This window comes from Acidovorax sp. 100 (assembly GCF_003688355.1).
Classification (GTDB): domain Bacteria; phylum Pseudomonadota; class Gammaproteobacteria; order Burkholderiales; family Burkholderiaceae_C; genus Acidovorax; species Acidovorax delafieldii.
Genome location: NZ_REFD01000002.1, coordinates 19,621 through 46,056, shown reverse-complemented (window position 1 = coordinate 46,056; position 26,436 = coordinate 19,621). Strand labels below are relative to the sequence as shown.

Below are 26,436 nucleotides of genomic sequence, written 5' to 3'. Positions count from 1 at the left end.
TGCTGGACAAGCCGACGAGTGAGCTTTTGCAGGACAAGACTCTTGAGGGGCTGAGGGCGAAGCTTCCGGCTGGCCTGCATTGCATGCCGCGCTCGCCTGGGGATGAGCCCCAAATCGTTGAGACCTGGATGTGAATGGGGGCCTGATGACGGGAGAGCAGTTCGACACGATTGCCAGGATGATTCGGGCCCGTGAGCCCGCGCGCTCAGCGGCGCGTCTTGTCCTGGTGGATGGCTTGACACAGGCAGACGCGGCCCTCGCGCACAAAATGGAGCCCAATGCGCTGAACAATGCGGTACGCCGGTACCGCGAGTTCGACAGAGCCATTCGAGAGGCCTACGGGCTCAATGGGGGGCTCTGACATGGATAGCCTGAACCTGTTCCCGGATCTGGAGAAGCCCCCAGTCACTCGCGGACGTAAAGGGCGTGGCAAGGCATACGCCACAGCGGCCATTGGCTCTTCTGCTCCTTTGCCAGCGTCTGTGGTCGATCAGCTAGTGGTCGAGCGCACGGTCTTCAATGCGGATCGCACTCACAGGATGACCCTGTTTCGCCACTGGGGGGACATCGAGGACTTCGCCTGCGGCATTTGCATGAATCCATCCGGCGCGGCCGAGGACGTGGGCGACCCCACGGTGGATGGAATGTGCCGCCGCGCTCAGTTGCACTGGGACGTTGGCGCCTACTACCAGCTCAACGTGATGTCCATTCGCGGAACCTATTCAGCAGATCTGGCCAAAACCGAGGTCGTGAACCTTCCCGAGAATGATGAGTGGATTCGCCGCATCGCTTCCAAGGCTCGCCTAGTGGTCGTGGGCTGGGGGGTGCCGGGTCTCAAGTCGGGCCGCGCGGAGGCCGTTGAGAAGATCCTGCTGGAGGTGTGTGATCCGGCCAAGGTTTTCTGTTTCGGCCGCAACAAGGATGGCTCTCCAACGCATCCGTTGTACCAACGTACCGATGCGCCACTGGTGCCGTATTTCTCTGATTGAAACGCATGGGGTTTATGCATGCTGACGCGTTGACTACACGTTATAACGTGTATGAAATCCAATCGAACATGCGATGAAAAAATTGGTTCTCAACTGTGGAGGGGGCGCTTCGAATGAACAAACTGTCTTTGCCCGTGGTGCTGGCCGCGATGTGTCTTTCGGCATGCAGTGGTGGCGGAAATAGCGAGAAGCTGATCGGGAGCTGGACTTGCGACGGTCCAGAACGTCCAAACATGGAGTTCAAAGCAGGGGGGCTGTATCTCAAAGACACCCTCGGCGATCCCAACTCGCCACAGGCAAGCGGGCGGGCATCGACGGAGATCAATGGGACCTACAAGATCGACGGCAGCAGCGTGACCCTGACGCCTACCCAGTTTCGTTTAGCCGTTCAGCCCCTAGACCTTGCGATTTTTCTACAAGCGTCACAAGGCGGACAAGGCCGTTTGACTCACATCCGTGGCACTACTTTTGAACTCGCTCCAGGCAAAGACCAGACAGTGATGAGCTTCAAGTTCGAAGGCAACTCTGCGACGTTCCAGGTCACGAAACTGATCGATGCAGAGGGCAAGGAGGTCAAGCACCCCAATGGCGCTTGGAAGCCCTTCGAGTGCGTAAAGTCGTCATCGGGCTCCAAGCCGTGATGCTGCTCTGAAAACTCACGAGCCCCTGGTCATGCCCATCACGAAACGCCCTTGCTCGAACTGCCCTTTTCGCTGTGACGGGGAGGGCATACCGCTGGAGCCAGGTCGGATCGAGGGCATCGTTTCCGGCCTGCTTCGAGACGACCAGCAGACGTTCGTGTGCCACAAGACGTTGGACTCCTCCACTCAGCGCATGACGTGCGCCGGGGCTGTCGGCGTGATGTCCAAGCTAGGCCGACTGCCGGTGATCGCGAGGCTTGGGCTGGTCTACGGCGTCATCACATCGGCCGACATCGAAGCGAGTGCTGCCATGGTCATTGATCCGACTACGTTGGATCTGGCCCAGGCGAATATTGAAACGGAATAGGGGGCTCTATGGTTTTCGAGAACATGCGCAAGGAACTGAGCGAACTGGTGGGCCTGGTCCGCATGAGCGAGCGCTATTGCACATCGGTTGCGGTGCGCCCCGATCTGGCAACCGATGAATCACACGCGGCCGAGGTGAAGCGCGAACAGCGGATTGCTGAGCTTTCCGCCAAGTTCGGCATCACATCCTGAATGGAAGCGACCATGCAGCTCCAAGAAGTTAAGTTGATGTTCGGCGCGTCAGGCGAGCCGAAATCATTGATGTCTGCTTTGACTGCCACGGAGGCAGAGCAGATCTCCAAGTGGTGCAAAGATCAACCACGCAGCGCTACTGGTGCCATCGACATGATGGCTTGGCCTGGATGGGCTGAAGTAATGGATCGACGGAAAGATGGGGCCGCGCAGAAGCAAAGCCTCTCGACATTGCCTTTCTACAGGCTGCGGTAGAGGATTCCGACATGACGATCTATGTGAAGAACGCTGACGGTGGTGGTCTGGAGGTAGTCGCAGGGCAGCTACGGCTGAAAGCGATGTTGGAAGTCCAAGGCAAGGCCTGGGTGTTCAACACCTCGACCCGAGAGCAGCTTGAAGTCCATGAAGTAGGCGGTTCGCTAGTAGCGCTTACATCCGACGCGGCTGCTGCTGTCCAGGCCATGGCTGCATCAGCCATCTCCAACGCCGCAAAGCATTGATGGAGGAATGACGTGCCACCAGAGAGAAACACATGGTTCGGGGCAAAGAGCCCCGTCTTCCAACCGCTGCGCCGTGACGACACCATCCACGGCGAAAGCTACTACCTCGCATCCGAGGTCGATGCGGTCCTGGGTGCTGGCGCAACCCCGCCTGCAGACCCTATGAAGGCAGCATTCGAGGCCAAGTACCACCGGGACTGGGAAGACCCCTCGGGCGATGAAATGAAGACCATCTGGGCAGATGCATGGGCTGCAGCCAAGGCCGTTCAGCAACCCCCATCCTTGGCAGGGCGTTGAGGGTGGGCTGGCTCAAGCGAATTGCGCTCTGGTTTTCTCCCAGAGAAAGGTTCATTGCCCAGCAGCAGGCCTTGGGGAAGACGCCGGAGGAAATCGATCTCCAGCTCAGGCTTCGTGAGTCGCGCCAGTGGCTGGATACGAGGCGGCGAGAACTCTATGAGCAAGAGAACCCACCACCGCAGCTTCAATTTGTCTATGTCCCACCTGGCGCGCTCGAAGGCGACTCGCCTCGCTCCGACCTGGACATTTTTGGGTATCGGCGCGAAATGGAGGAGTACGAAGCTGGGTACCAGGCCGTGCTCGCCGAAGAGCACGAGGAGCTACAACGGGAGCTTGCGGAGCAAGAGGCTGCTCAGCACGGTACCCCAAAGGCCTAGAACATGATGCCCCCCGCCGAATTCGCTGCCCGCGCACTGGAAGCCTTGGACGCTCTGCCTTTGGAGGTCCTGCACGGCATGCCGCTGGAGTGCGATGGCGCCTCTCAAGCCCTTTCCCAGATCCTGTTGCATGTCGGGATTGACCACGCGATCCACGTTGGAAGCCTCACGGTGGACGGTTCAGGGCACATCCCTTTGCACTGGTGGGTGACGCTGCCCGCAGGTCAGTGCTGCGACATCCGGGCCCGTATGTGGCTTGGGGATGCCACGGGGGTCCCCCACGGCGTGTTTCTGCCCACCGCCGCCCAGCACTACCAGTCCAAGGCCATGCGTGCGCCAGTCAAGACAGAGGTGCTGTTCAGCATTCTCACTTCGCAGGACCTGGACGCCTTCGTTGCGTCCATCACCTCGGCCGATCCTGCCCAACCTCTTACCGCCGCTTGACGCTGGCAGTCCATCCGTCGAACACACCCCAACAACGTGCCCCTATGAACGCCCTGCCGCCCCTTGTTTACCCCGTCATCCATCACCTGGATGCACCCACCACTTTTTCCGAAATCCAAGTCGCACGAACATGCGGCGCGGACGGTGTGTTCCTGATCTCGCATGACGGCGCGGACCTTGAACTGGTGGACGTTGCTCGGACCGCCATCCGGGAGAACGCGGGGTTCCCGATAGGGCTGAATCTGCTCTCCATGGGGTGCGTCCGAGCCGCGATGATGGCGCTGGAGGCGGGGTCGGACATGCTCTGGGCCGACGATATGGGAGTGGACTCGCAGGGGCTCACGGCTGCAGGCCAGGAAATGGCCACCATTGCCCGTGACCATCCCCACCTGCAGCTCTTCGCCAGCGTTGCCTTCAAGTACCGCCCGCACGAGCCCAATCCGGTCGGAGCAGCTGCTCACGCCCGTGCCGCAGGATTCATCCCCACCACCAGCGGCGATGCCACCGGCCACGCACCGGACCCGCAGAAGATCTTTGCAATGGGGGAGGGCGGGGCTCTGGCCATCGCCAGCGGCATGACCCCAGAGAACGTGGCGACCTACGCGCCGGCACTGACGCACATCCTGGTGGCGACGGGTGTCTCCCGCACGGAGCATCACATCGACCCTGCAAAGCTCACCGCGCTCATTGGAAAGCTCAAGCAAGGCAGCGCTGTTTGAGCGGGGCTGCGTAGGCACAATGAAATCACAGCCTGTCTAATCACATCCGAGGGATCGAACCACATGCCCCATCAGCTTCGCCGCATCATCGCGATCAACATCAGGAACCCCAGCGACAGCAACCCTTCGGGGCGGATCTCGGAACTGGACCCACGCGGCGGTGTTCTGGCAGTGGGCGACAACGGGGTGGGCAAGACCACTTTTCTGCGCCTGATCCCTCTCTTCTACGGCGCAACCCCCTCCCAGGTCCTGAAGGGTTCCGGGAAGGCGTCCATGATCCGGCACACGCTGCCCGACCCCAGCAGCGCGGTGGCCTATGAGTACGAGCGTGAGAGTGACTCCCATTTGCGCACGGTGGTGATGTACGCCAAGGATGGCGAGGACATCCCGGACTTTCGGATCGTCTCAGCCGGGTTTGATGAAACCTTTTTCTACGACGAGAACAACACGTTTGTGACGCGCACGGAGTTCGCCCCCCGGCTCCACGCGCGCAATATCAATGTCTCGCCCGTCCTGCAGCTCAACGAGTACCGCAGCGTCATCCTGAATGAGCGCATGAGCAGCAAGAACGCCAAGCAGATGGCACTGCTGGCCCGCGATCATTCACTGGGGCCACGCCCCCTGCGCAATCTCAACCAGATTGCAGCTGCCATGGCCAACGAGAAGATCAGTTTTCGGGACCTGCAGAACATCGTGCTGGAGCGTGTGGCCGAGGACCAGGCCACGGAATCGAAGCGCCAGAACGTGCGCGAACTCAAGCAGCGCCGCGAGGATGTGACCACCTGGTTGGACAGTCGCACCCACATGGCCGATATCTTGAAGCGCAAACCCGACGCTGACCGGATGAAGGAACGCATCGGCCGCATCAAAGGGGTTCACATGGAGTTGTGCTCGCTCCATGTGGCCGTCAAGGCAGCACTCGCCCAGGCGGCAACGGACCAAGAACGGTTGACCAGTGAGCGCAAGTCCCAGGCAGAGGCCTTCGATCAGGCGCTTGGTGCTTTGGGCAACGAAATCACTGAGGCCGAGCAGAAAAAAACCGAAGCCTATAACGAGTGGCAGCTCCTCAATGCAGCGTTTGAGGGCGTGACCAGTCGCCAGAATCACTTCGACCGGATCGATGCGAAGACCCTTGAGGCCAATGAATCCAGGGAGGCCGCACTTCGGCAGCAGGCGCGGGACAAGGAGAAAGAGCATGAGCGCCTCACCTCTGCATCGGGTTCTCTCCTGACCGAATACGAAAGGAGCTGTCTCGAAATCGAGCAGTCCGCACAGCGTCAACAAAATGAGATCGCTGAGCGCAAAGCCACAGCACAAAGCGCGGGGCTCAAAAAGCGTTTGACCCTCGGTGAAGCCAAGGACGCGGACTTGCAGGCGCTGGAGGAGCCCCCCAGGCTCGCCGAGATCGCCAAGGAGCGCACCCGCCTGGCCACCCGCGAAGGCGAGATCAACCAACAGATCAAAAACCCCGCTGCCACGGATGAGACCCTTGCTGCACAAGAGGAGGCTGAGGCCATTCTCGAACAGCGCCGCAAGGATTTCGACACAGCCAAAGACGCAGCCTCTGACCGTGAAAAAGATGAGGCACAGGCTCGCGGTGAACTTGAAGCGGCAATCAGGAAATTGGAGGAGCTTGAGGCCAGCCAGAAAGCGCTGCTGGACCACATTGATGCCCTGACCGCCCAGGTCACCCCGGAACCCGGTTCCTTGCTCGCCTTCATCCGTGCAAGCGACGACCCTGTATGGCCCCATGCCAGCAAGCTGATCGCGGAGGCAGTGATCCACCGAACCGACCTCTCACCAGTGATGCTGGACATCCCAGCCGCACAGAGAGGCGAGGAGGGGGCCGTGGTGGTGGGCAATGCCACGGTGAGCACTCAGGAGCTACCCCTGCCTGAGTGGTTCTCGATGGATTCGGTGCGCCACCAGCTTGAAACGGCAAAAGGCCAGATCGCAAACATCAACGCGTCGGTGGACAAAGCTGCGGACCATGCAGAAAAAGCCCGACTGAAGCTGAAGCAAGCCGGAACCGACCATGGCAGCGCGGTAGCTACCCTTGGTTTGGCGAAGTCGGCCTTTGATGCTGCGGTCACAGACAAAGGACGCCTCGACAGCCTTGTGAAGACCGAGCGCAGCGATGCTGAGACCCAGGCTCGGAAGGACCTTGATGGCTTGAGGACGGCTCTGAACGTGCTTGTCAATGAAGAACGAGCCATCCGCGAAGGCGTCAAGGATAAGCGTGAAGCGATCAACGCCGGGTACAAGCGCCAGGCTGAGGTCCTGGAGGCCGAGTCGAACAGCGAGATCAACAAGCTGGATGCCGAGTCACAAGAAGTTGAAGCGACCCTGCAGACCAATCTGACCAACGCACGACAGGACTATGAGCGCAAGCTGGCTGGCATGGGGCTCGATACCGTGCGCATCAATGCCGTGGAGAAAGAACTGAAAGGGCTGCGGGACCAGCTTGATGCGATTGCCAACAACCGGCATGAGGTGGTCGCTTGGAAGAAATTCTGCAAGGACGAGCTACCGCACTTTGAAACGACCCGGCGCAAGGTGGGAGAACTGCACACCGCTTATCTCAAGGCGTCACAGAACCTTGGAGGTCTGGAAACCCGCCGAAATGATCTGACCAAGGAGGCCAAGGAGGTGCTTGAAGCCCTCGACGGGCAGATTTCAACCGCCGCCAATGACGCACAGCGCTTGGAGGAATTGCGCGCCCAGAAGCTCAAAGACTATCTCGACTTTGTGCCCAGCAGCGCCTACACCGGGCGCTACATGCTGGAACTCGACCAGGAGGTGACCCGCAAACTCCGCACGCTGGTGGATGAGGCTGCGGCCCTTCGCAGCGAGGTCCTGTCCCTGCGCAATGAGTTTGAGAAGAAGGAGGGCGGGCCCAATGACTGGCTCAAGCTCAAGCGCAAGGAGCTACCTGACCGGCAGACCCGTCTGGAGCATGAGTACCTGTGGCTCGAAGCGGAGCAGCTGTGCGACTGGTTTGAACGCACTGAATGCGGGAGCTTCATCGAACAGCTCACCCACCAGATGAACGGCTTCTTCGAAAACGCCAGTGTGTTCGTGAGCCGTCTGGACACCTTCGACCGCCTGGTGGCGACTTTCAACACCGAACTGGGCAGGGCGCTGGCCACGGCCGAGCACTTCGAGCGCTTCAAGAACCTGAGCGTGCGCGTCACATCGAGCGTGGGCCAGCAGGCGTTCCTCTCGGTGCTGCGCAAGATGCGGGACAGGAGCCCCACCATTGCGCTCACAGGGCGCTCGTACTCCCGTGTCGGCATGGAGCTGCCCTCGGATGAGGATGTCGCCCTGGTGCGCGAGTACAAGGACATTCTGCGCTCCGATGGTGGGGTGCAGGTGGACCTGAACGAGCAGGTACGCCTCGAATTCAGCCTCTACGAGAACGGCAAGCGTTCCGTCATCAGCAATGAGGAGGAGTTCCGGGCGGTGTCTTCCAACGGCAATTCCGCCCTCATCACGGCCATGTTCCTCATGGGCTTTGTGCAGATGATCCGGGGCTCTTCGCCAGTTCGGTTGGTGTGGGTGACCGACGAACTGGGCCGGTTTGACGCCAAGAACGTCGGCGCGTTCCTCAAGACCCTGGCCCTGAACAACATCGACGTGATCAGCGCCAGCCCCAGTGTCGATCCGGCGCTCGCGCGCCACTTCCCGCGCCTGAGCCTGTTCGAGAACACCGGGGCGATCTTCACCAACGAGACCCACGAACTGGAGGCCGAGCATGAACTCGCTTAAATCCGCGCTCAAGCTGCTCGCCAAGGGTGAGTTTGTCTGCAAAGTCCGGTTTGAGAGTGAGTACGAGGCACTGGCGACACAGGAAGGCCAGCAGCATGCCCAGGAATGGCTGTCGGCCGTGGGGTATCGGCTGGCGCGTCTCCACGACGAGGGGGCGTTCTTCATGGCCTATGACGAATCGCCCACCACCGACACCCGCGCTCGCATCCGCGAGGAACTCAAAACGGTGCGCCACCGGCTGATGCCCTACGTGGGCTTCTTCAACCTGTTGCGGGAGGCGCAGGGGAGCGATCCACAGCTCCACGCGGGTGATGTGGTGTGGTTGACCGAGATCAGCGAGGCCGTGCGCAACTCCTCCGCGCTGGAGCGGCGTCTGGCCGACATGCGCGAACTCGCCGATAACCGGGTGACGGACAGCGGTGCAACGGTGTTCCGCGTCCAGAAGATGTTCAAGATCCTGGAGGAAGCGGGCTACCTGCAGCAGACCAACGAGGTGAGTAAGGGCTACACCTTCACCGGCAAGGTGGACTACTTGTTGCAGCTCATTGCCTTCATCAACGAAAACACCCCCCACATCTCTGATGAGCAGGTGGTGGACCAGATCGACCCCCAGGCGCGGCTGGAAGAGGCTGAGGCTCCCGAGGCGGGGGCTGCATGACCTCCTCACCGACCAAGGACGTACTGAAGACGCTCTACCAGCATGCCGATGTGGTGGAGCAAACCCGGCGCGACGGCATCATTGTGCCGGCGCAAGATGCCCCGCAGGCGTCCGTGGGGGCTCTGCGGCAGGCCAACGCCCTGCGCCCTGCGGGGGAGGATGGTTATCGGCTGCACCCCAAGCTGCGCGACTTCCTGAACGACCACCTGCAGCTCTTCCCGGCCTACCAGACCCTGGCCGAGATCGGTTCGCGCATAGGCCAGGCGAATCAGCTCTGGAATGAGGTGGACGATCTGTTCCGCGCCAAGGACTACAGCGCGGTGGAGAACATCGTGGAGACCATCGAATCCACGGTCTTTGATATCGGCGACAGTGTGGAGCGCAACCTGCTGTACCTGCACACGCTCCTGTCCACTCGCTACGGTAATGTGCGCACGCTGGAGGCCAAGAAGTCGCAGAACCGCTTCTACCAGCGCGAAGCCAACATCCTCGCCCAAGACATGTCGCGCATGGCGGCTGTCTTTCACAAGATCGAGAGCGAGGCAACCGCTCGCGGGATGCCCGAGCTGGCCAAGTTCGTCCGCATGAACCTGCAGGCTCACCTGCAGACCTGGCAGCATGCCATGGCCGAGATGCAGGCGCAGCTGTCACGGGAGATCTTCCGCATCCGTGAGGTGGAGAGCAGCCATAAGCATCTCGCGCGGCTGGATCTGCTCATGCGCCAGCAGCCTTCATGGCTGGGATTTGAGCTGGACCCTGCGGCGCGCATCCCCGACTTCTTACTGGCCGCGCGTCTGCCGGATTTCGCGCCACAGATCGAGCCCCAGGACACCGACCACCAGTTCGTGGAGGCCATGGTCAAGGAGGTGGCGGCGCTCCCTCCGCAGCCTGTAGAGCCCCAACCCAAGGAGATCAAGCGCTTCAAGCGGGTGGTGGACGAGCGGCCCGTGAAAAAGAAGTCCGACGCCGCGATTGCGCTGGACAGACTGGCCGGTGCCGCCAAGCACGCGACCGACAAGTTCTCGCTGGCTGAATGGCGCGAGACCGACGACCTTGCCAAGACCCTGCAGCCCCATATCTGGCTGGGCTTTGCCGTCCTGGCACTGCGGGAGCAGAAATACCGGGTGGAGGTGGTATCGAGCCCCGCGCGCCCCGGTGAGCGGTTCCGGCACCGGTTCCACGATGCGATGGTTCACCCGGCCTCGGTTGCGGGGGCCGCGAAGGCATGAACCAGCAGCAGGTGACGTTCCTGAGGCGGCTGATCGAGACAGAGCCGCCTTTTCGGCCCTACAGCGCGACCGCCGAATATCTGCTCAATGCCGAGGGCATCGGGAAGGTGCAGGGGAGGAGGGTGGTCTACACCCAGAGAGACTTTGCGGCGGCGCGCAATCTGCTCAAGGCGCGGAGCTTTGAGATATCGCGCCAGGTGGAGCCGGTACCGCGCAGTCAGGTGCAACCTGGTGAATCCGAGAAATGGGGCGCCCTGCGCGTCTCTGAGGGCCTGGTTGCGGTGGTGCCGCTGGGCCTGCAGGGGGTTCTGATCCCCACGGGGAGCATGCTGTGCATGGATGTGCGCCAAGCGCTGGCCTTGCCCTTTGAGGTACTGGTGTTCTGCGAGAACCTGGAGCCCATGCTGCGGCTGCACGAATACCAGTGGCTGGCGGGATTTCTCAAGGGGCGCCCCGCGCTGGCGTTGTTCCGGGGGGCACCGGGGTACTTCCGCACGGACGTGGCGAACGATCTGCTGGTGCAGGACCATCGGCCCGTGCTGGCGTTCTTCGACTTCGACCCCAAGGGGCTGTCCATGGCCGCTTCGGTGCCACGGCGCGAGGCCTTGTGTTTGCCGCCGCTGGACAGTCTGGAGGTGGCTGTCAGGGCGCAACGGCGCAAGAACCTGTATCTGGGGTCCGTGGAGGTGTCACGGCCTCATCTGGAAGCCCAGCCTGCAGGTGGCGACGTGGGGCTCGCTTGGGGGCTCATGAAAAGGTTGGAGATGGGGCTCGATCAGGAGCATTTTCCCGTTCGTATTGGAGGCGATTTTCCTGAATGAGTCATCTCATTCAGATATGCTGCTGGTTCGTTACATTTAATATTTTGGCTACGGGAGTGGGTATGTTGAGGACTTCGATTGTGACTGTTGCTGTGCTTTTTGTTGCTGCGTGCGGGAAAACATCGTCATCAGATCCTGTAGACGGGCTGAAATCTGTTATGGGTAATTTACAAACGAAGCTCAACAACCAGAAGCCTGTAATCACCCCGCCTAAGCCCGGCGATCCATATTACACACAGTGGTGGGCGCGAAAAATATATACCAATCCGACGATGGAGTTTGATGTACAGAAAACGGATTCGCTCGTTTCACCTTATCGAGGATTGGTCAATTTCGAGTGCAACAACCGATTTGCCAAAGGCGACTCTCAGGAATCAGTGCAGGGAGAACTCCGAGATTTTGTTGAAACGAAATGTAGGGCTACTTACGCATTTCAGGAGAAGAAATGGGTGTTCAAAGCTCTGGCATGCAATCGCGACCCTTCAAAGCCAACCTTCTTCGAAGAAATTGAAGCTGGAGATTCGAGCGTTCTTGGTCAGTGTCGGAGCATTGCTAGTTCGAATTCGCCCTGATAAAAATCTTTCGTGTTCAGCCTCAAGCTTGCGATGAGTTCATTTTTGCTCCGTACAATTTTCTTGTTCAAAAAGTATGCTGACGGGCGCCTAGTTGATGAACTCATAATCCAGGCGCACGTCGCAAACGCTTTGTGGGTTTCCTAACGCTTCAGGATTTGTCGTTGTTCACTGATAGGCTCACACACAGCATCTGACTCGCTGGTGCAAACAGTGCAAGCGCCATCATCGTCTGCAAAGCAAATTTCCCTGTAGCCGTTTGGAGGTGAGTCGCAGGGACCCATGTAGCACATTGAGCCTGGGGTCGCAAAGGCTTTGAAGCGAATTTGTGGTTTGGCACCTTTTGATTGCAGTCCGTTTCTTTTGTTGCGATCAGCGATGTCCTGAGGTGTCGTCGTAAGGGTGTTGAAGCCTGTTCCCACGTAATTCATGTCGCGGATGACATAAGCTGGAGCCAGTCCTTTTTCAACATCGTCACAATCTTGCGAGGTAACTGGAAAGTCGTTGCGCCTAGATTTGGAGAGGGTTGAGGCAGTAACAGCCAGTACACCATTTACCTCAATTGTTCGCTCGGACTCGCTGAGAATCTGGCTGGCCTGCCGTTTTTCATCCATATTTGGATCTAGGTCACCATCAACTATGACTGATCCGCTGAATGGAACTTCCAAAGAAGTTTCGAACAAAATCAAGTCAACGCGCGTTCTCGTCATTGGAGGAACGTCCTCCAAAACTTGCGACGTGTAGTTGATGGTGGTGGTAGATGATTGGCTATCTGTTCTGTCCAGGCTTGTAGTCTGGCTTACGCTGGCACCAACGCTTGCACCGAATCCACTCGGGAGTTTGTAATCAACGCGTGCATTGACGCCAATTGTTGACGACACACCCTTTCGAACTTGCGTTGAAACGGTTGATTGTGATGTAAATGAGAAATTCTCATTTATCTTTGATTTTTCCGTTTTCGAGCAATTGATTTTTTCAGCTTGCTTTATGAAAGTCTTGGGTGGAAATTGAATTGTCTGAGCTTCCAGGACCTGCATTTGGCTGACTTGAATTACTCGGCCATTTGTCGCAATAAGCGGCTCAATGGCAATTGACTCCTTTCTTGTTACTTTGTCAAAGCATCTTGGCTCGTAGCACATGGGAGTGGTGCCGCTCATGCCTGCTGATTTTAATTCAATAGGGTAAGACATTTTGTCTACGGGGCTTGAGCATGGTATTTTCCGTCCCAATCCCCCACCGCAGACTGTTTCAACAGTCTCGGTAACCTTCAATTTCCTTGCTCCAGGTTTTGTTGCAAGTTTTTTGGTAATTTCTTTCTGTATATCTGTCAATATTATATTTTCAGCCGCGTTTGCGTTTGTAAATAAAATGCAGACAACAGGAAGTAGCACTAATCTATTGACTAATTTCAAGGCGGTCATGGCATTCCCTCTCAAAAAGAAAGGAAATTCTGAGTAGCTTTGAAATGGGGTGCAAGCTTTTTTTTGCGCAGTGATCGCGCTGAGGACAGACAGTTGGATGCGATGTATGAAGGCTGATCCTCCATCGCAGCTACAGCCCCAAAAGCGTTCCCATGCGAGCTTCAAGAGACATAGCAGGGGGTGCTGATTTCTCCAGTAGCACTTCTGGCGGTGACGGAGATTGGGAGGGCGGATTCAGAACCAATCGCCTGAGCGTCAGATTTTCATGTTCTAGCGTTCGATACCTTTCATTCAGGATATCAATTTCCGCCTGGCGCGACTCATACCCCTGGTTCCATTCCAGCGCGAGTGCATCCTTGTTCTGGCGTGCGCGTTCATCCTCGGCCGCGCTCAGCAGGAACTCGCTTTCCAGCAGCAGGCCTGATCCCAGGCTGCGGATGACGGTTCGCGCTTTGTCATCGATCACCTGGACGGGCCCATCCTGCGCCTCTTGCGCATCGGTCTTGCGCGCCAGGGTATCCTGCATGAGCCGATCCAGGGCGTACTGGTTCTCATCGGGACCCCGAATCAAATCCTTGGCCAGGATGACGCGTGCGAGGGATGGCCACAGTTCATGGCGCCAAATTTCGAAGTCCAGACGGTGCCAGCCCTTGGGTGACACAAAATAAACCTCGGGCAGATCGTCCGGGTCGGCCGTAGACGCTATGGCGAAATGCACCGCCAGGTTGCGCACCTCGACCCCAAAACAGTAAGCCCCTTGCGTGGGCTCTGGTTCCAGCTCAACGGAGGTGTTGGCAACGACCTCATCAGGTTGCCAGTTGGAGGCCAAGATCGCATTCAAAGGGAAGTGGGCCGACCTGAATTGGGTATCGCCATCCCCGTTGAGGAAGATCCGCCCGTCCAGGCCAAATCCTGCGTAGTGGGCGTCAGGGTTAGCCTGAAGCATGGAGACCAAGCGCGTGGTGTACCCCCGCAGCCTCATCCATTCTGGGCTCTGGAAACGGGACTCTTTGTCACTGACGGCAACAGACTTGCCGCTGCCCAGGTTCAAAACCGCCGCATCCAGTTCCTGTTGGGTACCCTCGCCCTGCAGAGCCTGGGTGATCGCCATCATCAGACCGTCAACCTTCTTGAAGTGCCGGTTGTCCTCATGCTCGCGGCGCAGCTTGAGCTTGCGCTCCTCGCGCTTCTTTTTCTCGCGCTTTTGGTCCTTGGTCAGCTTGGATGCCATGGGGGGCTTCTCAGGTGTAGCTGGTGGGCAGGTGGGATGGCATGTGCCCGATCACCACGCGGTTTGTGTCCTCGTCCCAGCAGAAGTAGATGCGCATGCAGTACCGTGGATCTCGGGCGCTCCCCTTGCCCAGATGCTGGTCCAGAAACCGCCGTCTCCCGCCCAGGCGGATGAAGTACAGGTCGCCCAGCTCGCCGGCAACACTCGGATCAACCGAGCCCCCGAAGTCGATCCCCAAGGCTTCGGCTTTGACCTTGAAGGCGTTGCGGTCGGCCTTGCCCGTCTTGACCTCGGTGTACTCGATGGCCAGCAATTCCAGGCAGGTGTAGAGGAGGTCCGGGTTCTCAAAGGAACTGCGCTTGGTGGCAGACACAGCCCGCTGCAGGATCGTGATCCGATGCGCATTCGCCTCGGCGTACTCAGCAATGTCCTTGAGCCCCCACTTTCGGGCCGTTGCAGTGCTGCCTGAGGCCGCAGAAGGGGCTTCAGCCGGTGGGGGAGGGGTGTAGGTGCTCTCGCGGGTGGGCGCGGTCTTGCTCAGCGATACTGCCAGGTGCTTCCAGTAGGCAACATCGGCCTCTAGACGCGCAACCATGGCGGCATCGTCCCTGACAGTCTTCACTCCGCTTGGGTTGCACCCTGCAGCTACCAGCTCGGCGAAAGCTGGATACCGTGCTTCGACTACTTGGGTGCCCACCTGAGGGCCAAAGACCTCCAGCCAGAGGGTGTCGAGGAGTTCGATGGCGCTGGCATCGCCCATGCAGAGCCGCCGTCCTGCTACTTGTTGACCGCTGCGCGCGGGCACCAGGAAAACTTCCCAAAAGCTGCGCGCGGTCATATCGACCACCTGGGCGGCGAACCATGCCCCGGTAGGGTCAGTCCACCACTGCACGCGCAGACGATCTCCGCACATCGAGCCGATGGTGTCCGGGGCGGGCGGGCGGATGTGATGGTCCTGCTGGCCAAGCCATGCCCAGAAGGACGCGGCCACAGTCTGGTGCGCGCCTGTCAGGCTGAACACCTCCCCCAGTTGGCCGACCGCATCGGCAGATACATGCATCTCCATCCTGGGAATTTGACCACGGGATCAGGGTGTGAGCCCCATATACCGCCCCCCTTTCCTGCGTCAAACCCTACTGGGGGGGTGAGAGGGATTTCATGGTCAGCACGCAACGTTTTGCGCGTTCCCCCCCAGTAGGGTTCGCCGAAAATTTGCTTCATCGGAAAACTGGGTGCATGAATTTCGACGCAACAGGAATCGTCATGAACACCTTTTTGAAACGCCTTTTTGCCCGTGCACCTGGTGATGGGATGCGCGTTCTCGTTTTTCTCGGAATCGTGGTCATCGTGGGCGCCGTGGTGACGGATCGCGCGATCAGCAAGGGCAATAACGTGACCCTGCAGGTGGCGAGCTTTTTGACGCTCACTGCAACCAATCCGAATTCACCGGATGCAGCATCACGAACTTCACCTACGGGGGCTGCAGTTACGCTTCCTTCGCCACGGTAGACCTTGCGTGGGTGAACCTTGCGAACTCACTGGTGCCGAGACGCGTCAGTTTCCCCTGGTCGGGGCCGATGACTCATTCAAGTTCGTGGAGTGGGAAAATAGGGAGGCTGTAGGAGCCACGTTTCGGCAGCACGTAGCAGCCAATTCATGCTCGGCAAAGAGCAATGATGAAACGCCCATCCTGACGACATGAACCAAGAAAGCAGACAAGAATGAGCCCCATGGATACAGATCTGGCCCTGTTAGAGGCGATGCCAGTGCGCGATACCGTGGTCGCACGAGAGATGGCCAGGCTGTGGCCCAACCTGTTTGGGCCCGGTGATTTCGTTCCTCTGGAAATCAACATCGACAAGATCCTCGCCGACGACGCGCAACGCAGGGGCTCAGAGCTGACCCTGGCGAAGATCCGGCTTTTCCTCGAATTGCATCTTCGAAGGCCCCTCTACCTGATGGGCGTGCTGAAGGGAGGACCACGCCACAGCATCAACGGCGTGGACAAGAATTCCCGGCAGGTCACCCCGGCTGACGCGGAAGCCGCTGCTGAGATTTTCGAGGATCTGATGGAACAGGTGAGCCTCAACGGTCTACCGTCACGCATCGAGACTATTGCGGACGACCAAGAGCGCATGGCCTGGTGGAGCGGGCTTGATCGCGAGGGGAGGGCGAAGTGGGTGAAAGCCTCTGTTGACTCTGGTATTGGTGCCGATGCCTGGACCACCTACAAAATCGCCCTCTCCACCCTGGGCGATCCCGCCGAGCGTGCTTGAAATGGCCCGATGGCAGGATCTGCCCCCTCCGGCGCAGCGCCAGCAGTGATCGACCTTCAGCCGCGCGAGCGCCTTTTCTATCGAGACCGTCTTCGCTCTGCGCGTTACGCTGCCCTGGAAGATGCCGAAGGCTTCGAGGAGATTTGCTTTGCGCTGGAAGCTCTTGGGCTTCGACTTCTTGGCAAACAGGAAGCGCTGGGGCTCTACAGGGACCAAATCGCTCTGCAGGCGAACAGAGCGCTCGTCTTTTCTGAACTCCCCGGCGCCTTCCCGCTGCGTTTCAAGTCCTTTGGGGCTCTTTTCTCGATTGTTCAGGCCGCGCGCAACGACGCCATGCACACGGGCTCCTACGCGCGCCATGCAACCCAGGCTGCAATCGAGTTGTGTATTGGTTTGGAGGAGGCCCTGATGGCTGGTGTAGAGCGAACGGTGGAGAACCTCATGGTCTCGTCACCCGTTGCCGTGGAATCCTGGCACCCGGTGGCGCACGCGCGGCAACTCATGCTGATGCACTCGTTTTCGTTCCTGCCGGTGCGGTTGGACGGGGCCTGGTGTCTGGTGTCGGAATTGGGGCTCGCCAAGTACCTCAGCGAAGGGCCCCGGAAAACCCGCCTGTGCGAGTCCATCGCGGCCGCAAGGAGCAACGGCATGCAGGTGCGCGAAATCGCGCCCGAGGAGCTTCTCAGGGCGGGAATGACCGTTGCTGATGTGCTGGCCGGTGCACAGGTGCAGGATGGGCCGATGCTGTGGCTTGTCGTGGACCAGCGCCAGCCTGACCACTTGGCTGGAGTGCTCTCACCGTTCGAGCTGATGTAGACCTGTTCATCCGAGGTAGGGAGCTGGCTGGCCCATTACCCACCCAAGGCTTTACCTTGTGTCACCACCTGCCTGTAAATACTTCTCGAAAAGGTACTGGACACGACTGGTGTCTGCTGACCCGCCCTTGTATCCGTATGCTGCATCGACTGCACGATCCAGCGCCGCGTGTGCCGCAACAAGATCAGTCGGCATTGATGCAAGGTTGTAGAGTTGGGCAAGGGTGCTATCCGGGTATCTCGCCCTTGCGTCAAGAACCTCCTGTGCCGCCATCTCAATTGCCTGCTGCTTTTTGGTAGTGAGCTTCTCTGGCCAAGGAAAGTTGTTGTACACGATGTCCTTGGAGTAGCGGTATCGGCTTTCAAGGCGTCCGCAAACTGCCCGCATCCAAGCGTTGTGGGCGCTACTAGACAAGACACCAAAGTGGTACATGGAAGCGTCAGGGACGGTCATGAGCAGATCGCTCGCAAGAATGTCCGGCGACAGAATTCCAATGGGAATGAATCTTCGCTTCTCTGACGAAACTTTGGGAACCACCAAGTAGCTGCGTTCAGGGAAGAACTCCACATGAAATCGCCGAGGTGTTGCGGCTAATGCAATCGTGGGCCCGCTACCGCTTTTCTCTCGGAATGCGCGAACGGCCTCAGTCCGCTTGCGACATTCAGGAAGCGCAGCCAACTGGTTTGGCGTTGCATCCTTGAGCAGAAGGCACCAGCGCTCAATCCCGTTGAGAAATTCATCTGACCCTAGCCAGCGCCTGAAATATGGGGCGCTACCGGGTTCCTTCGCAATAAAGGCGTCTTTCTGTTCCGGCGTGAAGAGATAGTTCCCATCATCAATCGGCTTGTTGCCGATACCCATAGCGGGGACTGCGCTCAATGGAGTTGATCGGCGCTTTAGCACTACATCTGGGGCATCCACCAAGTAGGGGTTGATGCGCTTCACGAGTTGGACTTGAGCCTCTGCCGCCTTGATGTTGGAGCCGTATTCGAATAGACGTGGTTGCTCTGTGGGTTGCATTCCGAAGCCCACAATGATGCAGTGGACGGCGGCTACTCCGCGCCCTTCGTTGCTCCACTGGAAGGTGCGGTGCGCAAAGTGAATCTGAATCCCCTGCTCCAGAAGCAGAGGCCACAGCACGCCTACCTGCTCTCCCTGGCAAATGCTGTTCGTGGAGACAAGAGAAGTGCGCACCAAGGGGTTCTTGCGCATGTAGCGAGCGGCCAGCACATGCCAACAGGCCACAAAATCCAATAAGCCGAAGCTCGGCACTCCGTTCATGACTCTGGCGACATCTTCCTTCTGCTTAGGTTTGAGGTACTTGGCCCCCACAAACGGCGGATTACCTACGATGTACGTGCATTCAGCAGCAGGCAGGACATCCTCCCAGTCCACCTGGAGCGCGTTGCCATGGCGGATATGGGGGCTGTGCACAAGAGGAACGCTAGGTCGTGTGCTACCAAAGCGGTCAGCTGCTTCCAGATTCAGTTGGTGGTCCGTAATCCACATGGCTACCTGGGCAATATGAGCCGCACTCTCGTCAATTTCGATGCCAAAGAACTGCTCCACGCTCACCCGGATCATGGTGCTGATATCCAGCAGACCTTTGCTCTGCCCGCCCTTGCTGAACAGACGGTCAATCAAGTCCAGTTCAAGGCGCCGCAGTTCGCGGTAGGCGATAACCAAGAAGTTCCCGCATCCGCATGCTGGGTCGAAAACGCGAACTGATGGCAACTTGTCGTAGAGGGCCTGCAGCTTGGGGCGGCTGGTACCAGCGGCGCTTAGTTGGTCGCGCAGACTATCCATGAAGAGTGGATTGATGGCCCGCAGGATGTTGCGCTCCGAGGTGTAATGAGCGCCCAGCTCGCGGCGCTTGGCTCCCTTTTTCTTTTTCTTGGTATTGGCGCCATCCAGCTCCTCTTTTTCCTCCTGCCCCTCGTCCTCCTGGTCTAGCACCCCTTGGAACATGGCACCGAAGATGGCTGGGGAAATCTTCGACCAATCCAGTCGAACACATTCCAGCAGGAGCGCGCGAAGGGTGCTATCGAACGCAGGGATACCTGAACGCTCGGAGAAAAGTTGCCCATTGATGTACTCGAAGGCCCGGAGATCCTCATCGAGCAGGGTGCTGCGTTTCTTGATCGGAGTGTCGAGTACCGCGAAAAGCTCACTGAGCTGCGATCCAACATCCTTACCGTCCTCCCGCGTACCCTCCATGAGACGCCGGAACAGACTGTTGTCCCCAAAGATAGCCGTGTCGTCCGCAAACAGGCAAAACAGTAGGCGCGTGAGGAAGATTTCCAGGTCTCGGCCTATGAAGTTGCTTTTGAGCAGTGCCTCATGGAGCGCGGCCATTTTCTCGGCCGCGCGACGGTCTGCCTCGCTCTCCTCGGTGATCTCTGGGGCTGCGTCACCCACCAGGAAACGGAACCATTCAGCACGTTTGGCCAGCTCTGGCAGCAGGCATGAGTGCGACTTGTCCTGGGTCAGGTCGAACAGGATGAACTGATTGAAGTCGTGCAGCAAGACGTAGCGGGGCTGGTCTTGTGGCGGGCATGCCCATCGGTATTCTTCAGCCTGCGCGCGGGCCTTCTTGAGGTCCTTTCCAAGGCTCTTGCCCTCGATGATCACTTTGCCGGGAATGAACCCGTCCATGAACCCATGAGAGCCGTCGCGCATGGTCAGCCTGAACTCGCGGCTGTATTGATGCGGATGGACGCCGAAGCACGCCAGGAACTGTGCAGTGAAGAGTTTCTCGTCGGCCTTTTCGCTAGTGGTGCCGGCCCACTGGTGTGCAAAGGCTGAAAGGCGCTTGCGCAGTTCGTTCGTGGTGATTTTCGCCATCAGGTTCCCTCTTGTCCGGTGTGACGCTATTTCGTGCATCGAATCGAGCACCATTCTCGCCCACGGAAAAGGGGCACACCCTATCAAGCCTTTTTGTTCTCCCCCGCCTGGCTCAATCAGGTGGGTAGCATGGCTCGAATGTGCTCGGCGGCGCTTTCCTCCGTTTCTTTCGGGGGGTAGGCATCTGCAATGGACGCACACTGTTCAACCACTGCCTGGGTATATGCGAGGAGTTCGGGGCTCATTGACTGCCCCGCCCCGAGCAAGCCGCATTCGCGGGCCATCTCTTCGAGGTCTTCAACACCCACTGCCTCTGTCCTGTGTATCCAGTCCTTCACATCGGGCTCCTTGTATCTGGGGTGCTTCGCATTGTGGAGTGTTCGAGGGTTCCAAGCTACCAGCTATGGGGAAGGTGCAGCCGCTTGCCACAAATCCCATGCTGTGAACGTGCCTCAATGACCAAGAGGATGGCCGTTAGAGGCCAGGGTGAAAATGGGTGCGATGCGGAAGTGGACGCGATCACAGTGCTGAATTGGACGCACTGCCAATGTTGAATTGGACGCTATCCGAATACTGAAATGGACGGATATCGTCCCCTCATCGATATCCAAGAACCAAATGCCGAAATGAACTGAATTGGCTATTGCATTGCAATTAATTGCAATTGATAATTGCAACTATGCAATTAAAAGCCATCAACCAACCCAGCGCTCTGCCGAACGGGGCGTCAGCAACGCCAGATGCCCCAATGAGCCCCCACATGGAGAGCGATTGGGTGAGCGTTGCACCCCATGAAATGAAATCCGCTGGTCTCGACCAGGTTCTGAGCGCTCTGCGGGCTGGGGGCTCCCTGACCGAACTGCAAACCAGCTTCTACAGCGGTGGCTACAGCTACACCCACGTCCTCACGACAAAGCGCGGAGCCCAGTACCGCGTGAGCAAACAGGTGCTGCGGGGCGTGCCTGCAGCCGCCGTGTCTGGCGGCGCACAGCCCTGAACGATCCAACCCTTACCGCCTGCAGACACCCCCCGTTTTGGAGCCTCCATGTCCCTGACCGTCAGCCCTGACCTCATCGCATTCACCAAGTCCCCCGCGTTTGAGTCCTATCGCCAAGATGCGGACAGAGCCAACCGCGATCAGGTGATCGACACCGCGAAGTTGAACGACGAGGGCATGAGCGACCTGATCAATGCCGCCCAGGCTGTGCAAGACAACAAGACCGCCCGCGCCCTGGAGTCCATCCTGCTGGCCAGGGCTGGCAAGTTCGACAAGCCGGTACCGAATTTCAAGGCCTTTCAGGCGGTGCTGCTGGAGTTCATCAAGTCAGATCTGATCGACGGATGGATTTACGTGACGGGCCCCGATGGGAAGCTGTATCCCCAGCTCGTTACGGATGTCACCTTTGACAGCGGGCAGGACTACCGGCGCAACGGGACACCAATGGTGCTTATTGAGACCGCCAGCTATGGTTTCAGCCGCGACGGCAACTACAAGCCCACGTTCGGTGTGTTCACGCGCCGGCATGGGTTCCATCCCCAGATCGTTGCCAAGCGCCGAGTCGCGGACATATTGGCCGAGCAGGGCATCTTCAAGGAAACGCCAGCACTGAAGGCTGCGCACCAGAAGAGCCTGAATCGGCACTACGGGGGCATTCAGAGCGCCTTCGCACAGCAGTTTCGCATCAAGGGAAAAGCCTTCCACTCGGAGTCCCGTGACGGCAATGACGGCGATGACCTGACGGGGCGCCGCGTGATCCACGACCTCGACTCCGGGGACTATGAAGCCGTGGTGCGCCATGCCGACTCAACACTGTTCAATGCAGAGGATGGCGTTGGCCAAGTGCCCGAGCACCCCGTTGTCAGGGTGTTTGACCTGAGCAGCCACGGGTTCTACTGGGTTCACGCGGACAACATGGACCCCTACGCCTACGACGAATCGCTGCGCCACAAACTGGTCCTGCCTGAAACCCACCGGGATCTGCTGGACGTGCTCACCACGGACCTCGACGCCTTCGTGAACGACATCATCGAAGCCAAGAGCGCCACCAACGTCATCTTGTGCAAGGGGGTGGCTGGGGTCGGCAAGACGCTGACGGCCGAGGTGTACGCCGAGCTGATCAAGCGGCCTCTGTACGCGATGCACGCGGGCACCTTGGGCACCACAGCCGAGGAGATCGAGAAGAACCTCAAGATGGTCTTCGACCGCGCCACGCGCTGGGATTGCGTCCTGCTGCTCGATGAGGCGGATGTTTTCGTGGTCAAGCGCGGCGACAGCATCGAACAGAACGCCATCGTGGCCGTGTTCCTGCGGGTGCTGGAGTACACCAAGGCGCTTATGTTCATGACAAGCAACCGAGCGAGCGACATTGACGAGGCCATCATTTCCCGGTGCGCGGCCATCATCGAATACACCGTTCCGGGTGCCCAAGATGCTGCGGCAATCTGGAAGGTGATGGGAACCCAGTTCAAAGCGGAGTTGTCACCCGAGCTGATTGAGCAGCTGGTGGACCTGTTCCCCGGTATCGCCCCGCGCGACATCAAGATGCTGCTGCGGCTGGCGCTGCGCGTCTCGAAGTCCCACGATGAGCCCCTCGATGTGGCCACGTTCCGCCGCTGCGCAATGTTCCGTGCCATCACCATCAAAGCCGACGCCTGAAATGACCCACCACCCCCTGGCCCATTCCGACGCTGAAATCCACTCTCTGGCGCGGTTCCAGACCCTGCAGGCGGGCCAGTATTGGCGTGCCCTGGAAAACGTGCCAGAGGAGGGCATCGACGCGGGCATGGTCCTGCTGATCCAGTCCCTCCGCGTGGTGGACGACAAGCCCCACACGGTGGTGCTGCGGCCCCACCCCCTGAAGTTCGGCAAATCCGTCTATCTGGAGATTCCAAAGGAGGGGGGAGGCACGCGGCGGACATGGTTCCAGTACGACGAGCACCGCTTTTTGCTGGACGACTTCCTGGCCCGTTTTGAGTTCGAACCCGACCACCAGAAAATCCGAAATGCCGAGGTGCAGGCGGTCCAGTCGCGCATCAGCGAACTGCAAAACGAGCTGGTGCAGGGCCAGAGCAACCCGGCCCTGATCGCCGCCCTGGTGCACGAAAAAGCGGCCGAGAAATCAGCCAAGCAGGCAGAGGATGCCGCCGAGGCTGATGAGCAAGACCGCACTGAGCCCCCATCTGAGGAAGAGCCCCGAAATCTTCCGGAGCCGGTGGCGCCGCCCGTGGATGCCGCCGAGGTGGTGGACATGGCCACGGGGACTGTAGCCCAAGCGATTGAGGGTGGGCTCTCACCAGAGAAGATGGCCGCGCTGCGCGCAGCCGCGAACCGCCAACATGAGATTGCCACCGTGCGGGCCCAATGGATCGAAGGCAAGACGCAGGAGATTGCGGGCGCCATCCAGCAGCTCACACCCTTTTACAGCGAGCAGGCTGCAGCCGCCCTGGCCCAGACCGAGGACGTGCGCGCCTTCGTGTCTGATCTCCTGAAGGGGATTGAGTCCTTGGACCTGTACCTTGGCAAGGATGTGGAGGTGCAGACCGTGCGGGAAGGGAAGGGGGCTCCCCGCGATGTGCCTTTGACCTTCGTGCAGCGGAAGTTGCTGGCTGACGAGGAGCTTGCCGTCTGGGCGGATGTGGACGAGCGGTTCGACCACGCCAGCGACGATCAGTTTTTGGAAGCGCTGCGCACGCATGACGGCCTGGTGGAGCAGATCTTCCCCACCGAGCGATGCGTGCTGGTGATGGCGACCACCCGCCGCTACATCGACTACGGGGACCCTTGGGCGAACATGGCCCGCAACGGCCAGAACAAGGTGGTGTACCTGCTGGTGCGAGACGGGATGAATATCCACCGGGTTTACTCGTCCGTGGAGTCCCACCTGGGCACCGACAGGCTGTTCCCGACGAAGAATGACCAAGAAGAGATTTTTCGGGGGCTCGATGGCACGCGCATCAAGTTCGAAGACGTGGCCTACACGGACCATCTTCGCAAGCACGAGCGATTCGCGCTGCACTTCAAGCGGTTTCTGCTGCTGGCCTGCGGCCTCGATCACCGGCTCAAGCTGTTCGGCGACTTCTACGATGGGCCCGCGTCCCTGCATTTCGTGTCGATGGATTTCCAGGAGCGGTTTTGCCGGTTCCTGCACGACGACGACGCCAGCACGATGATTGCAGGCGGGCCGAAGCGTCCGGGTTTCGAGGACTGGATCACGGCCATGAATGGCTACCTGCGTTCCGGCTCACGGGTGCTGTGCAACTGGTACAGCCTGATGAATGCACAGACTGCACCTGGGGCCTGCAAGGTCTACCACGGGCATAGTGGCAATGGTGTTGAGTTCACGTCCAAGCCCCTGGCGCGGGTCGAATGGTCGGTTGTCTACCGCGACGGCGACCAGCTGTGCGTGGATGTGCGGGTGCAGAAAGACACGTTCCGCAGCGACCGCAAGTTCAACTGCAAGGTGTCATTGCTCAAGCTGAATCGTTCCGACTGGAGGGGCGAAGAGGTTCCCTACCTGGTGCTGGATGCGGTGGACCCGGTAGATCTGCGCTGGTACATCCAGCACCGGGGAACGCGCCAGAGGCATCTGGAATACATCCGGTTTTTCAAGCGGGCCCTGAAGCTCATCGAGAGCGACCGTGCGGCCGAGGCTGGCGCGCGGGCTCAGTTGCTGCAGGCGCTGCACGAGGGCGATGTCGGGGAGGTTGCTGACCGACCCAAGCTGGTGGATCGGGCTGTGATCGCTTGGAGGGCCGTGAACCGGGGCCAGCCGCTCCCACAGTTCGACGGGGCGAGCCCCGCCGATGCCAAGGCCTGGAAATCACTGCTGGACCAGATGTTCGTGATGGCGGGCGACGGGTTGGAGGACACGCGTAAAGCCGACGCCGAGGCATTGGCCCGCAAGCTTGGTTATGAGCCCTTGCGCCTGGTGCTCACTGGCGATGCGAAGTACATGCTGTACGCCGCGCCCAAGGAGGAGGAGTGCGACAACCGGCTGGAGCCCCATGCATGGGTTCACCGGATCACCATGGCGCGGGACAAGGCGGGGTTTTCCGAGGTACGCCGCCGCTGGGAGGTCCTACCCGAGCGCGATGCCTCGGTGACGGTCTTGGCTCAGTGGCCCGATCCTCAGGGGTGGACGGCGCGGCGCAGCAGGTTTGCCAGTGTCGGTCGCAAGGCCAGTCTCTTCGCTGTGGTGGAGGGCTGGCAGGAGCAGCTCGCCACCTTCACCGCGCCGATGGAAGAGGCCACCTTCGCCCACGTCCTTGCGGATTGGCGACGTTCACGCGAGGCCATGAAAAGCGGGGGCTACGTGCGTGAAATGCATCTGGCCATCCCGATTGCTGTTGCGGTGCTGGATGGACAACTGTGGTATCTCTGTGTGGAGTCCACCCAGCCCCAGGTGCTGATTGCGCGCCAGGCCCCGAGCCCGAAGGCTGTGGAGGACTTCAAGGCCATCTTTGTACGGCCCTACATGGACAAGGGCAGGGCACGGGCGATCTTCGCAGGGAATCCTGATCGCCGGAGCTGGGGGCTCAGCGCGGTGCCTGCAGCCGAGTACCTCGACCATGGGGGGGTGTTCGTCCACGACGATATGGGCGTTTTCATCGAAAACCTCCCCGGCCAGTCAACCAGCCCCCTGCTGGGGGATTGGTTCGCAGCCTGGCGCACTCGATATCCCAAGGTGTTGCTCTGGGCGGCTTCGGGGGTGCTGGATGCCGATGGGCGGCTGGCCCTTGATCCGGTTCTGTCCATATCCCTGCCAGAGGACTACCAGCCGGTGCGGGTGCGGGAAATCACCTTGAGGCCCAACGACGACCCGGACAAAACCCCGGAATACGGCCACTGGTTCGACATTTCCCCGCTGTCGGATGCCGGCGCTGAAGGATCTGGCCGCGTGGGTGCCTTTGGAGGGGATGGAGTGGTGGATAAGCTTGCCAAGGGGGCTCTTTCACGGGCCGGGAGGTCATGTGGCTGGTCCAGCACCTCGTGGGATGCGGCGAGCCCCTCAAAGGCGAAAGAAAGACTCCTGCGGCAGTATCCACGCCTTGTGGCTGCAGTCGAGTTGCCAGCCGCGCCCCAGCCGCCTGAAGGATTCGAGCGCTGGTATGTCATCAACGAGGTAACAGAGACAGGGGGCTCGTGACGCCTTCACAGCCGGTGCTGATGGTGTCGGAACACGCGAGGCCTTCTGCGAACGTTGGTCGTAAGAACTGTTCTTTCGGACGTTCTTGGGCCGACTGTTTGACGGTTGATGGCAGTTTCCTTCTTGTCC

At 59.5% G+C, this 26,436-nt stretch carries 26 protein-coding genes; 21 read left to right on the top strand and 5 right to left on the bottom strand.

All coding sequences use genetic code 11. The features are described from left to right. Positions 1-205: 205 nt before the first annotated feature. Positions 206-364 carry a hypothetical protein gene (locus C8C96_RS24930; protein WP_158605789.1) on the bottom strand — a complete coding sequence of 53 codons (159 nt, stop codon included), beginning with the start codon at positions 362-364 and terminating at the stop codon, positions 206-208. On the opposite strand from C8C96_RS24930, the gene C8C96_RS23770 reads away from it, so the two are divergent. From C8C96_RS23770 to C8C96_RS24725, 15 genes are all read left to right on the top strand, one after another. Beyond that, complete coding sequence (locus tag C8C96_RS23770) at positions 363-989, top strand: DUF1643 domain-containing protein (RefSeq protein ID WP_121944321.1); 627 nt, start codon at positions 363-365, stop codon at positions 987-989. The two genes, C8C96_RS24930 and C8C96_RS23770, sit on opposite strands and share 2 nt — an antisense overlap. Positions 990-1,102: 113 nt before the next feature. Beyond that, positions 1,103-1,630: a hypothetical protein gene (locus C8C96_RS23765; protein WP_147455717.1), complete on the top strand. Its 528-nt coding sequence runs from the start codon at positions 1,103-1,105 to the stop codon at positions 1,628-1,630. A 31-nt stretch (positions 1,631-1,661) separates the two neighbouring features. After that, a complete protein-coding gene (locus tag C8C96_RS23760; RefSeq protein WP_121944184.1) occupies positions 1,662-1,997 on the top strand; it encodes a DUF6283 family protein in 336 nt (111 codons plus the stop codon). Between the two features lie 8 nt (positions 1,998-2,005). Next, positions 2,006-2,188, top strand: coding sequence for a hypothetical protein (locus tag C8C96_RS23755; protein WP_121944183.1), 183 nt, complete (start codon positions 2,006-2,008; stop codon positions 2,186-2,188). Positions 2,189-2,200: 12 nt separating this feature from the next. Continuing rightward, the gene (locus tag C8C96_RS23750) at positions 2,201-2,443 is read left to right on the top strand and encodes a hypothetical protein (RefSeq protein ID WP_147455716.1); all 243 of its coding nucleotides are present in this window, start codon (positions 2,201-2,203) and stop codon (positions 2,441-2,443) included. Positions 2,444-2,454: 11 nt separating this feature from the next. After that, complete coding sequence (locus C8C96_RS23745) at positions 2,455-2,688, top strand: hypothetical protein (RefSeq protein ID WP_121944181.1); 234 nt, start codon at positions 2,455-2,457, stop codon at positions 2,686-2,688. Between the two features lie 12 nt (positions 2,689-2,700). After that, on the top strand, positions 2,701-2,985 hold the full coding sequence (locus C8C96_RS24730) for a hypothetical protein (RefSeq protein ID WP_147455715.1): 285 nt from the start codon (positions 2,701-2,703) through the stop codon (positions 2,983-2,985). Between the two features lie 2 nt (positions 2,986-2,987). Next, entirely contained in the window at positions 2,988-3,362 is a 375-nt protein-coding gene (locus tag C8C96_RS23740; RefSeq protein WP_147455714.1) for a hypothetical protein, read from the top strand. A gap of 3 nt (positions 3,363-3,365) precedes the next feature. After that, positions 3,366-3,806, top strand: a complete 441-nt coding sequence (locus tag C8C96_RS23735; RefSeq protein ID WP_121944179.1) for a hypothetical protein — start codon at positions 3,366-3,368, stop codon at positions 3,804-3,806. Positions 3,807-3,850: 44 nt separating this feature from the next. Continuing rightward, positions 3,851-4,525, top strand: coding sequence for a hypothetical protein (locus tag C8C96_RS23730; RefSeq protein ID WP_121944178.1), 675 nt, complete (start codon positions 3,851-3,853; stop codon positions 4,523-4,525). A gap of 63 nt (positions 4,526-4,588) precedes the next feature. After that, positions 4,589-8,293 (top strand): ATP-binding protein, encoded by a 3,705-nt coding sequence (locus C8C96_RS23725; protein ID WP_121944177.1) that lies wholly within the window; start codon positions 4,589-4,591, stop codon positions 8,291-8,293. After that, positions 8,280-8,951 carry a hypothetical protein gene (locus C8C96_RS23720; protein WP_121944176.1) on the top strand — a complete coding sequence of 224 codons (672 nt, stop codon included), beginning with the start codon at positions 8,280-8,282 and terminating at the stop codon, positions 8,949-8,951. The genes C8C96_RS23725 and C8C96_RS23720 overlap by 14 nt, the downstream gene beginning before the upstream one ends. Beyond that, positions 8,948-10,180, top strand: coding sequence for a hypothetical protein (locus C8C96_RS23715; protein WP_121944175.1), 1,233 nt, complete (start codon positions 8,948-8,950; stop codon positions 10,178-10,180). The genes C8C96_RS23720 and C8C96_RS23715 overlap by 4 nt, the downstream gene beginning before the upstream one ends. After that, positions 10,177-11,001 (top strand): hypothetical protein, encoded by an 825-nt coding sequence (locus tag C8C96_RS23710; protein ID WP_121944174.1) that lies wholly within the window; start codon positions 10,177-10,179, stop codon positions 10,999-11,001. The genes C8C96_RS23715 and C8C96_RS23710 overlap by 4 nt, the downstream gene beginning before the upstream one ends. A gap of 80 nt (positions 11,002-11,081) precedes the next feature. Next, positions 11,082-11,573 (top strand): hypothetical protein, encoded by a 492-nt coding sequence (locus C8C96_RS24725; RefSeq protein ID WP_158605788.1) that lies wholly within the window; start codon positions 11,082-11,084, stop codon positions 11,571-11,573. A gap of 143 nt (positions 11,574-11,716) precedes the next feature. Here the strand turns inward: C8C96_RS24725 and C8C96_RS23705 are convergent, their stop codons facing one another. The 3 genes from C8C96_RS23705 to C8C96_RS23695 form a co-directional block, all read right to left on the bottom strand. Next, the gene (locus tag C8C96_RS23705) at positions 11,717-12,994 is read right to left on the bottom strand and encodes an ETX/MTX2 family pore-forming toxin (RefSeq protein WP_121944173.1); all 1,278 of its coding nucleotides are present in this window, start codon (positions 12,992-12,994) and stop codon (positions 11,717-11,719) included. Positions 12,995-13,124: 130 nt separating this feature from the next. Continuing rightward, positions 13,125-14,225 (bottom strand): hypothetical protein, encoded by a 1,101-nt coding sequence (locus tag C8C96_RS23700; RefSeq protein WP_121944172.1) that lies wholly within the window; start codon positions 14,223-14,225, stop codon positions 13,125-13,127. A gap of 10 nt (positions 14,226-14,235) precedes the next feature. Next, the gene (locus tag C8C96_RS23695) at positions 14,236-15,285 is read right to left on the bottom strand and encodes a hypothetical protein (RefSeq protein WP_147455712.1); all 1,050 of its coding nucleotides are present in this window, start codon (positions 15,283-15,285) and stop codon (positions 14,236-14,238) included. Between the two features lie 176 nt (positions 15,286-15,461). Between C8C96_RS23695 and C8C96_RS24720 the strand changes: the two genes are divergently transcribed. The 3 genes from C8C96_RS24720 to C8C96_RS23685 all read left to right on the top strand — a co-directional run bounded on the left by C8C96_RS24720 (position 15,462) and on the right by C8C96_RS23685 (position 17,317). Continuing rightward, positions 15,462-15,734, top strand: coding sequence for a hypothetical protein (locus C8C96_RS24720; RefSeq protein ID WP_147455711.1), 273 nt, complete (start codon positions 15,462-15,464; stop codon positions 15,732-15,734). 221 nt (positions 15,735-15,955) lie between these two features. Next, entirely contained in the window at positions 15,956-16,501 is a 546-nt protein-coding gene (locus tag C8C96_RS23690; protein WP_158605787.1) for a ProQ/FINO family protein, read from the top strand. A gap of 9 nt (positions 16,502-16,510) precedes the next feature. Continuing rightward, positions 16,511-17,317, top strand: a complete 807-nt coding sequence (locus tag C8C96_RS23685) for a hypothetical protein (RefSeq protein ID WP_121944169.1) — start codon at positions 16,511-16,513, stop codon at positions 17,315-17,317. 51 nt (positions 17,318-17,368) lie between these two features. On the opposite strand, the gene C8C96_RS23680 is transcribed toward C8C96_RS23685, so the two are convergent. Continuing rightward, a complete protein-coding gene (locus tag C8C96_RS23680; protein ID WP_121944168.1) occupies positions 17,369-20,161 on the bottom strand; it encodes a DNA methyltransferase in 2,793 nt (930 codons plus the stop codon). Positions 20,162-20,957: 796 nt separating this feature from the next. Between C8C96_RS23680 and C8C96_RS23670 the strand changes: the two genes are divergently transcribed. From C8C96_RS23670 to C8C96_RS23660, 3 genes are read left to right on the top strand one after another with little or no spacing between them, the layout of a single operon-like run. Further along, entirely contained in the window at positions 20,958-21,158 is a 201-nt protein-coding gene (locus tag C8C96_RS23670) for a hypothetical protein (protein ID WP_147455710.1), read from the top strand. Positions 21,159-21,206: 48 nt separating this feature from the next. Then, a complete protein-coding gene (locus tag C8C96_RS23665; RefSeq protein ID WP_121944165.1) occupies positions 21,207-22,817 on the top strand; it encodes an ATP-binding protein in 1,611 nt (536 codons plus the stop codon). Between the two features lies 1 nt (position 22,818). Then, complete coding sequence (locus C8C96_RS23660) at positions 22,819-26,307, top strand: hypothetical protein (RefSeq protein ID WP_121944164.1); 3,489 nt, start codon at positions 22,819-22,821, stop codon at positions 26,305-26,307. Positions 26,308-26,436: the final 129 nt, after the last annotated feature.

Coding starts and splice junctions, on each gene's coding strand:
- C8C96_RS23720 (WP_121944176.1), top strand. CDS start 8,280: ATGAACTCGCTTAAATCCGCGCTCAAGCTGCTCGCCAAGGGTGAGTTT.
- C8C96_RS23680 (WP_121944168.1), bottom strand. CDS start 20,161: ATGGCGAAAATCACCACGAACGAACTGCGCAAGCGCCTTTCAGCCTTT.
- C8C96_RS23690 (WP_158605787.1), top strand. CDS start 15,956: ATGGATACAGATCTGGCCCTGTTAGAGGCGATGCCAGTGCGCGATACC.
- C8C96_RS23670 (WP_147455710.1), top strand. CDS start 20,958: ATGAAATCCGCTGGTCTCGACCAGGTTCTGAGCGCTCTGCGGGCTGGG.
- C8C96_RS23745 (WP_121944181.1), top strand. CDS start 2,455: ATGACGATCTATGTGAAGAACGCTGACGGTGGTGGTCTGGAGGTAGTC.
- C8C96_RS23755 (WP_121944183.1), top strand. CDS start 2,006: ATGGTTTTCGAGAACATGCGCAAGGAACTGAGCGAACTGGTGGGCCTG.
- C8C96_RS24930 (WP_158605789.1), bottom strand. CDS start 364: ATGTCAGAGCCCCCCATTGAGCCCGTAGGCCTCTCGAATGGCTCTGTC.
- C8C96_RS23660 (WP_121944164.1), top strand. CDS start 22,819: ATGACCCACCACCCCCTGGCCCATTCCGACGCTGAAATCCACTCTCTG.
- C8C96_RS23750 (WP_147455716.1), top strand. CDS start 2,201: ATGCAGCTCCAAGAAGTTAAGTTGATGTTCGGCGCGTCAGGCGAGCCG.
- C8C96_RS23705 (WP_121944173.1), bottom strand. CDS start 12,994: ATGACCGCCTTGAAATTAGTCAATAGATTAGTGCTACTTCCTGTTGTC.
- C8C96_RS23735 (WP_121944179.1), top strand. CDS start 3,366: ATGATGCCCCCCGCCGAATTCGCTGCCCGCGCACTGGAAGCCTTGGAC.
- C8C96_RS24720 (WP_147455711.1), top strand. CDS start 15,462: ATGAATTTCGACGCAACAGGAATCGTCATGAACACCTTTTTGAAACGC.
- C8C96_RS23685 (WP_121944169.1), top strand. CDS start 16,511: ATGGCAGGATCTGCCCCCTCCGGCGCAGCGCCAGCAGTGATCGACCTT.
- C8C96_RS23760 (WP_121944184.1), top strand. CDS start 1,662: ATGCCCATCACGAAACGCCCTTGCTCGAACTGCCCTTTTCGCTGTGAC.
- C8C96_RS23765 (WP_147455717.1), top strand. CDS start 1,103: ATGAACAAACTGTCTTTGCCCGTGGTGCTGGCCGCGATGTGTCTTTCG.
- C8C96_RS23730 (WP_121944178.1), top strand. CDS start 3,851: ATGAACGCCCTGCCGCCCCTTGTTTACCCCGTCATCCATCACCTGGAT.
- C8C96_RS23770 (WP_121944321.1), top strand. CDS start 363: ATGGATAGCCTGAACCTGTTCCCGGATCTGGAGAAGCCCCCAGTCACT.
- C8C96_RS23665 (WP_121944165.1), top strand. CDS start 21,207: ATGTCCCTGACCGTCAGCCCTGACCTCATCGCATTCACCAAGTCCCCC.
- C8C96_RS23695 (WP_147455712.1), bottom strand. CDS start 15,285: ATGCATGTATCTGCCGATGCGGTCGGCCAACTGGGGGAGGTGTTCAGC.
- C8C96_RS23710 (WP_121944174.1), top strand. CDS start 10,177: ATGAACCAGCAGCAGGTGACGTTCCTGAGGCGGCTGATCGAGACAGAG.
- C8C96_RS23725 (WP_121944177.1), top strand. CDS start 4,589: ATGCCCCATCAGCTTCGCCGCATCATCGCGATCAACATCAGGAACCCC.
- C8C96_RS23700 (WP_121944172.1), bottom strand. CDS start 14,225: ATGGCATCCAAGCTGACCAAGGACCAAAAGCGCGAGAAAAAGAAGCGC.
- C8C96_RS23715 (WP_121944175.1), top strand. CDS start 8,948: ATGACCTCCTCACCGACCAAGGACGTACTGAAGACGCTCTACCAGCAT.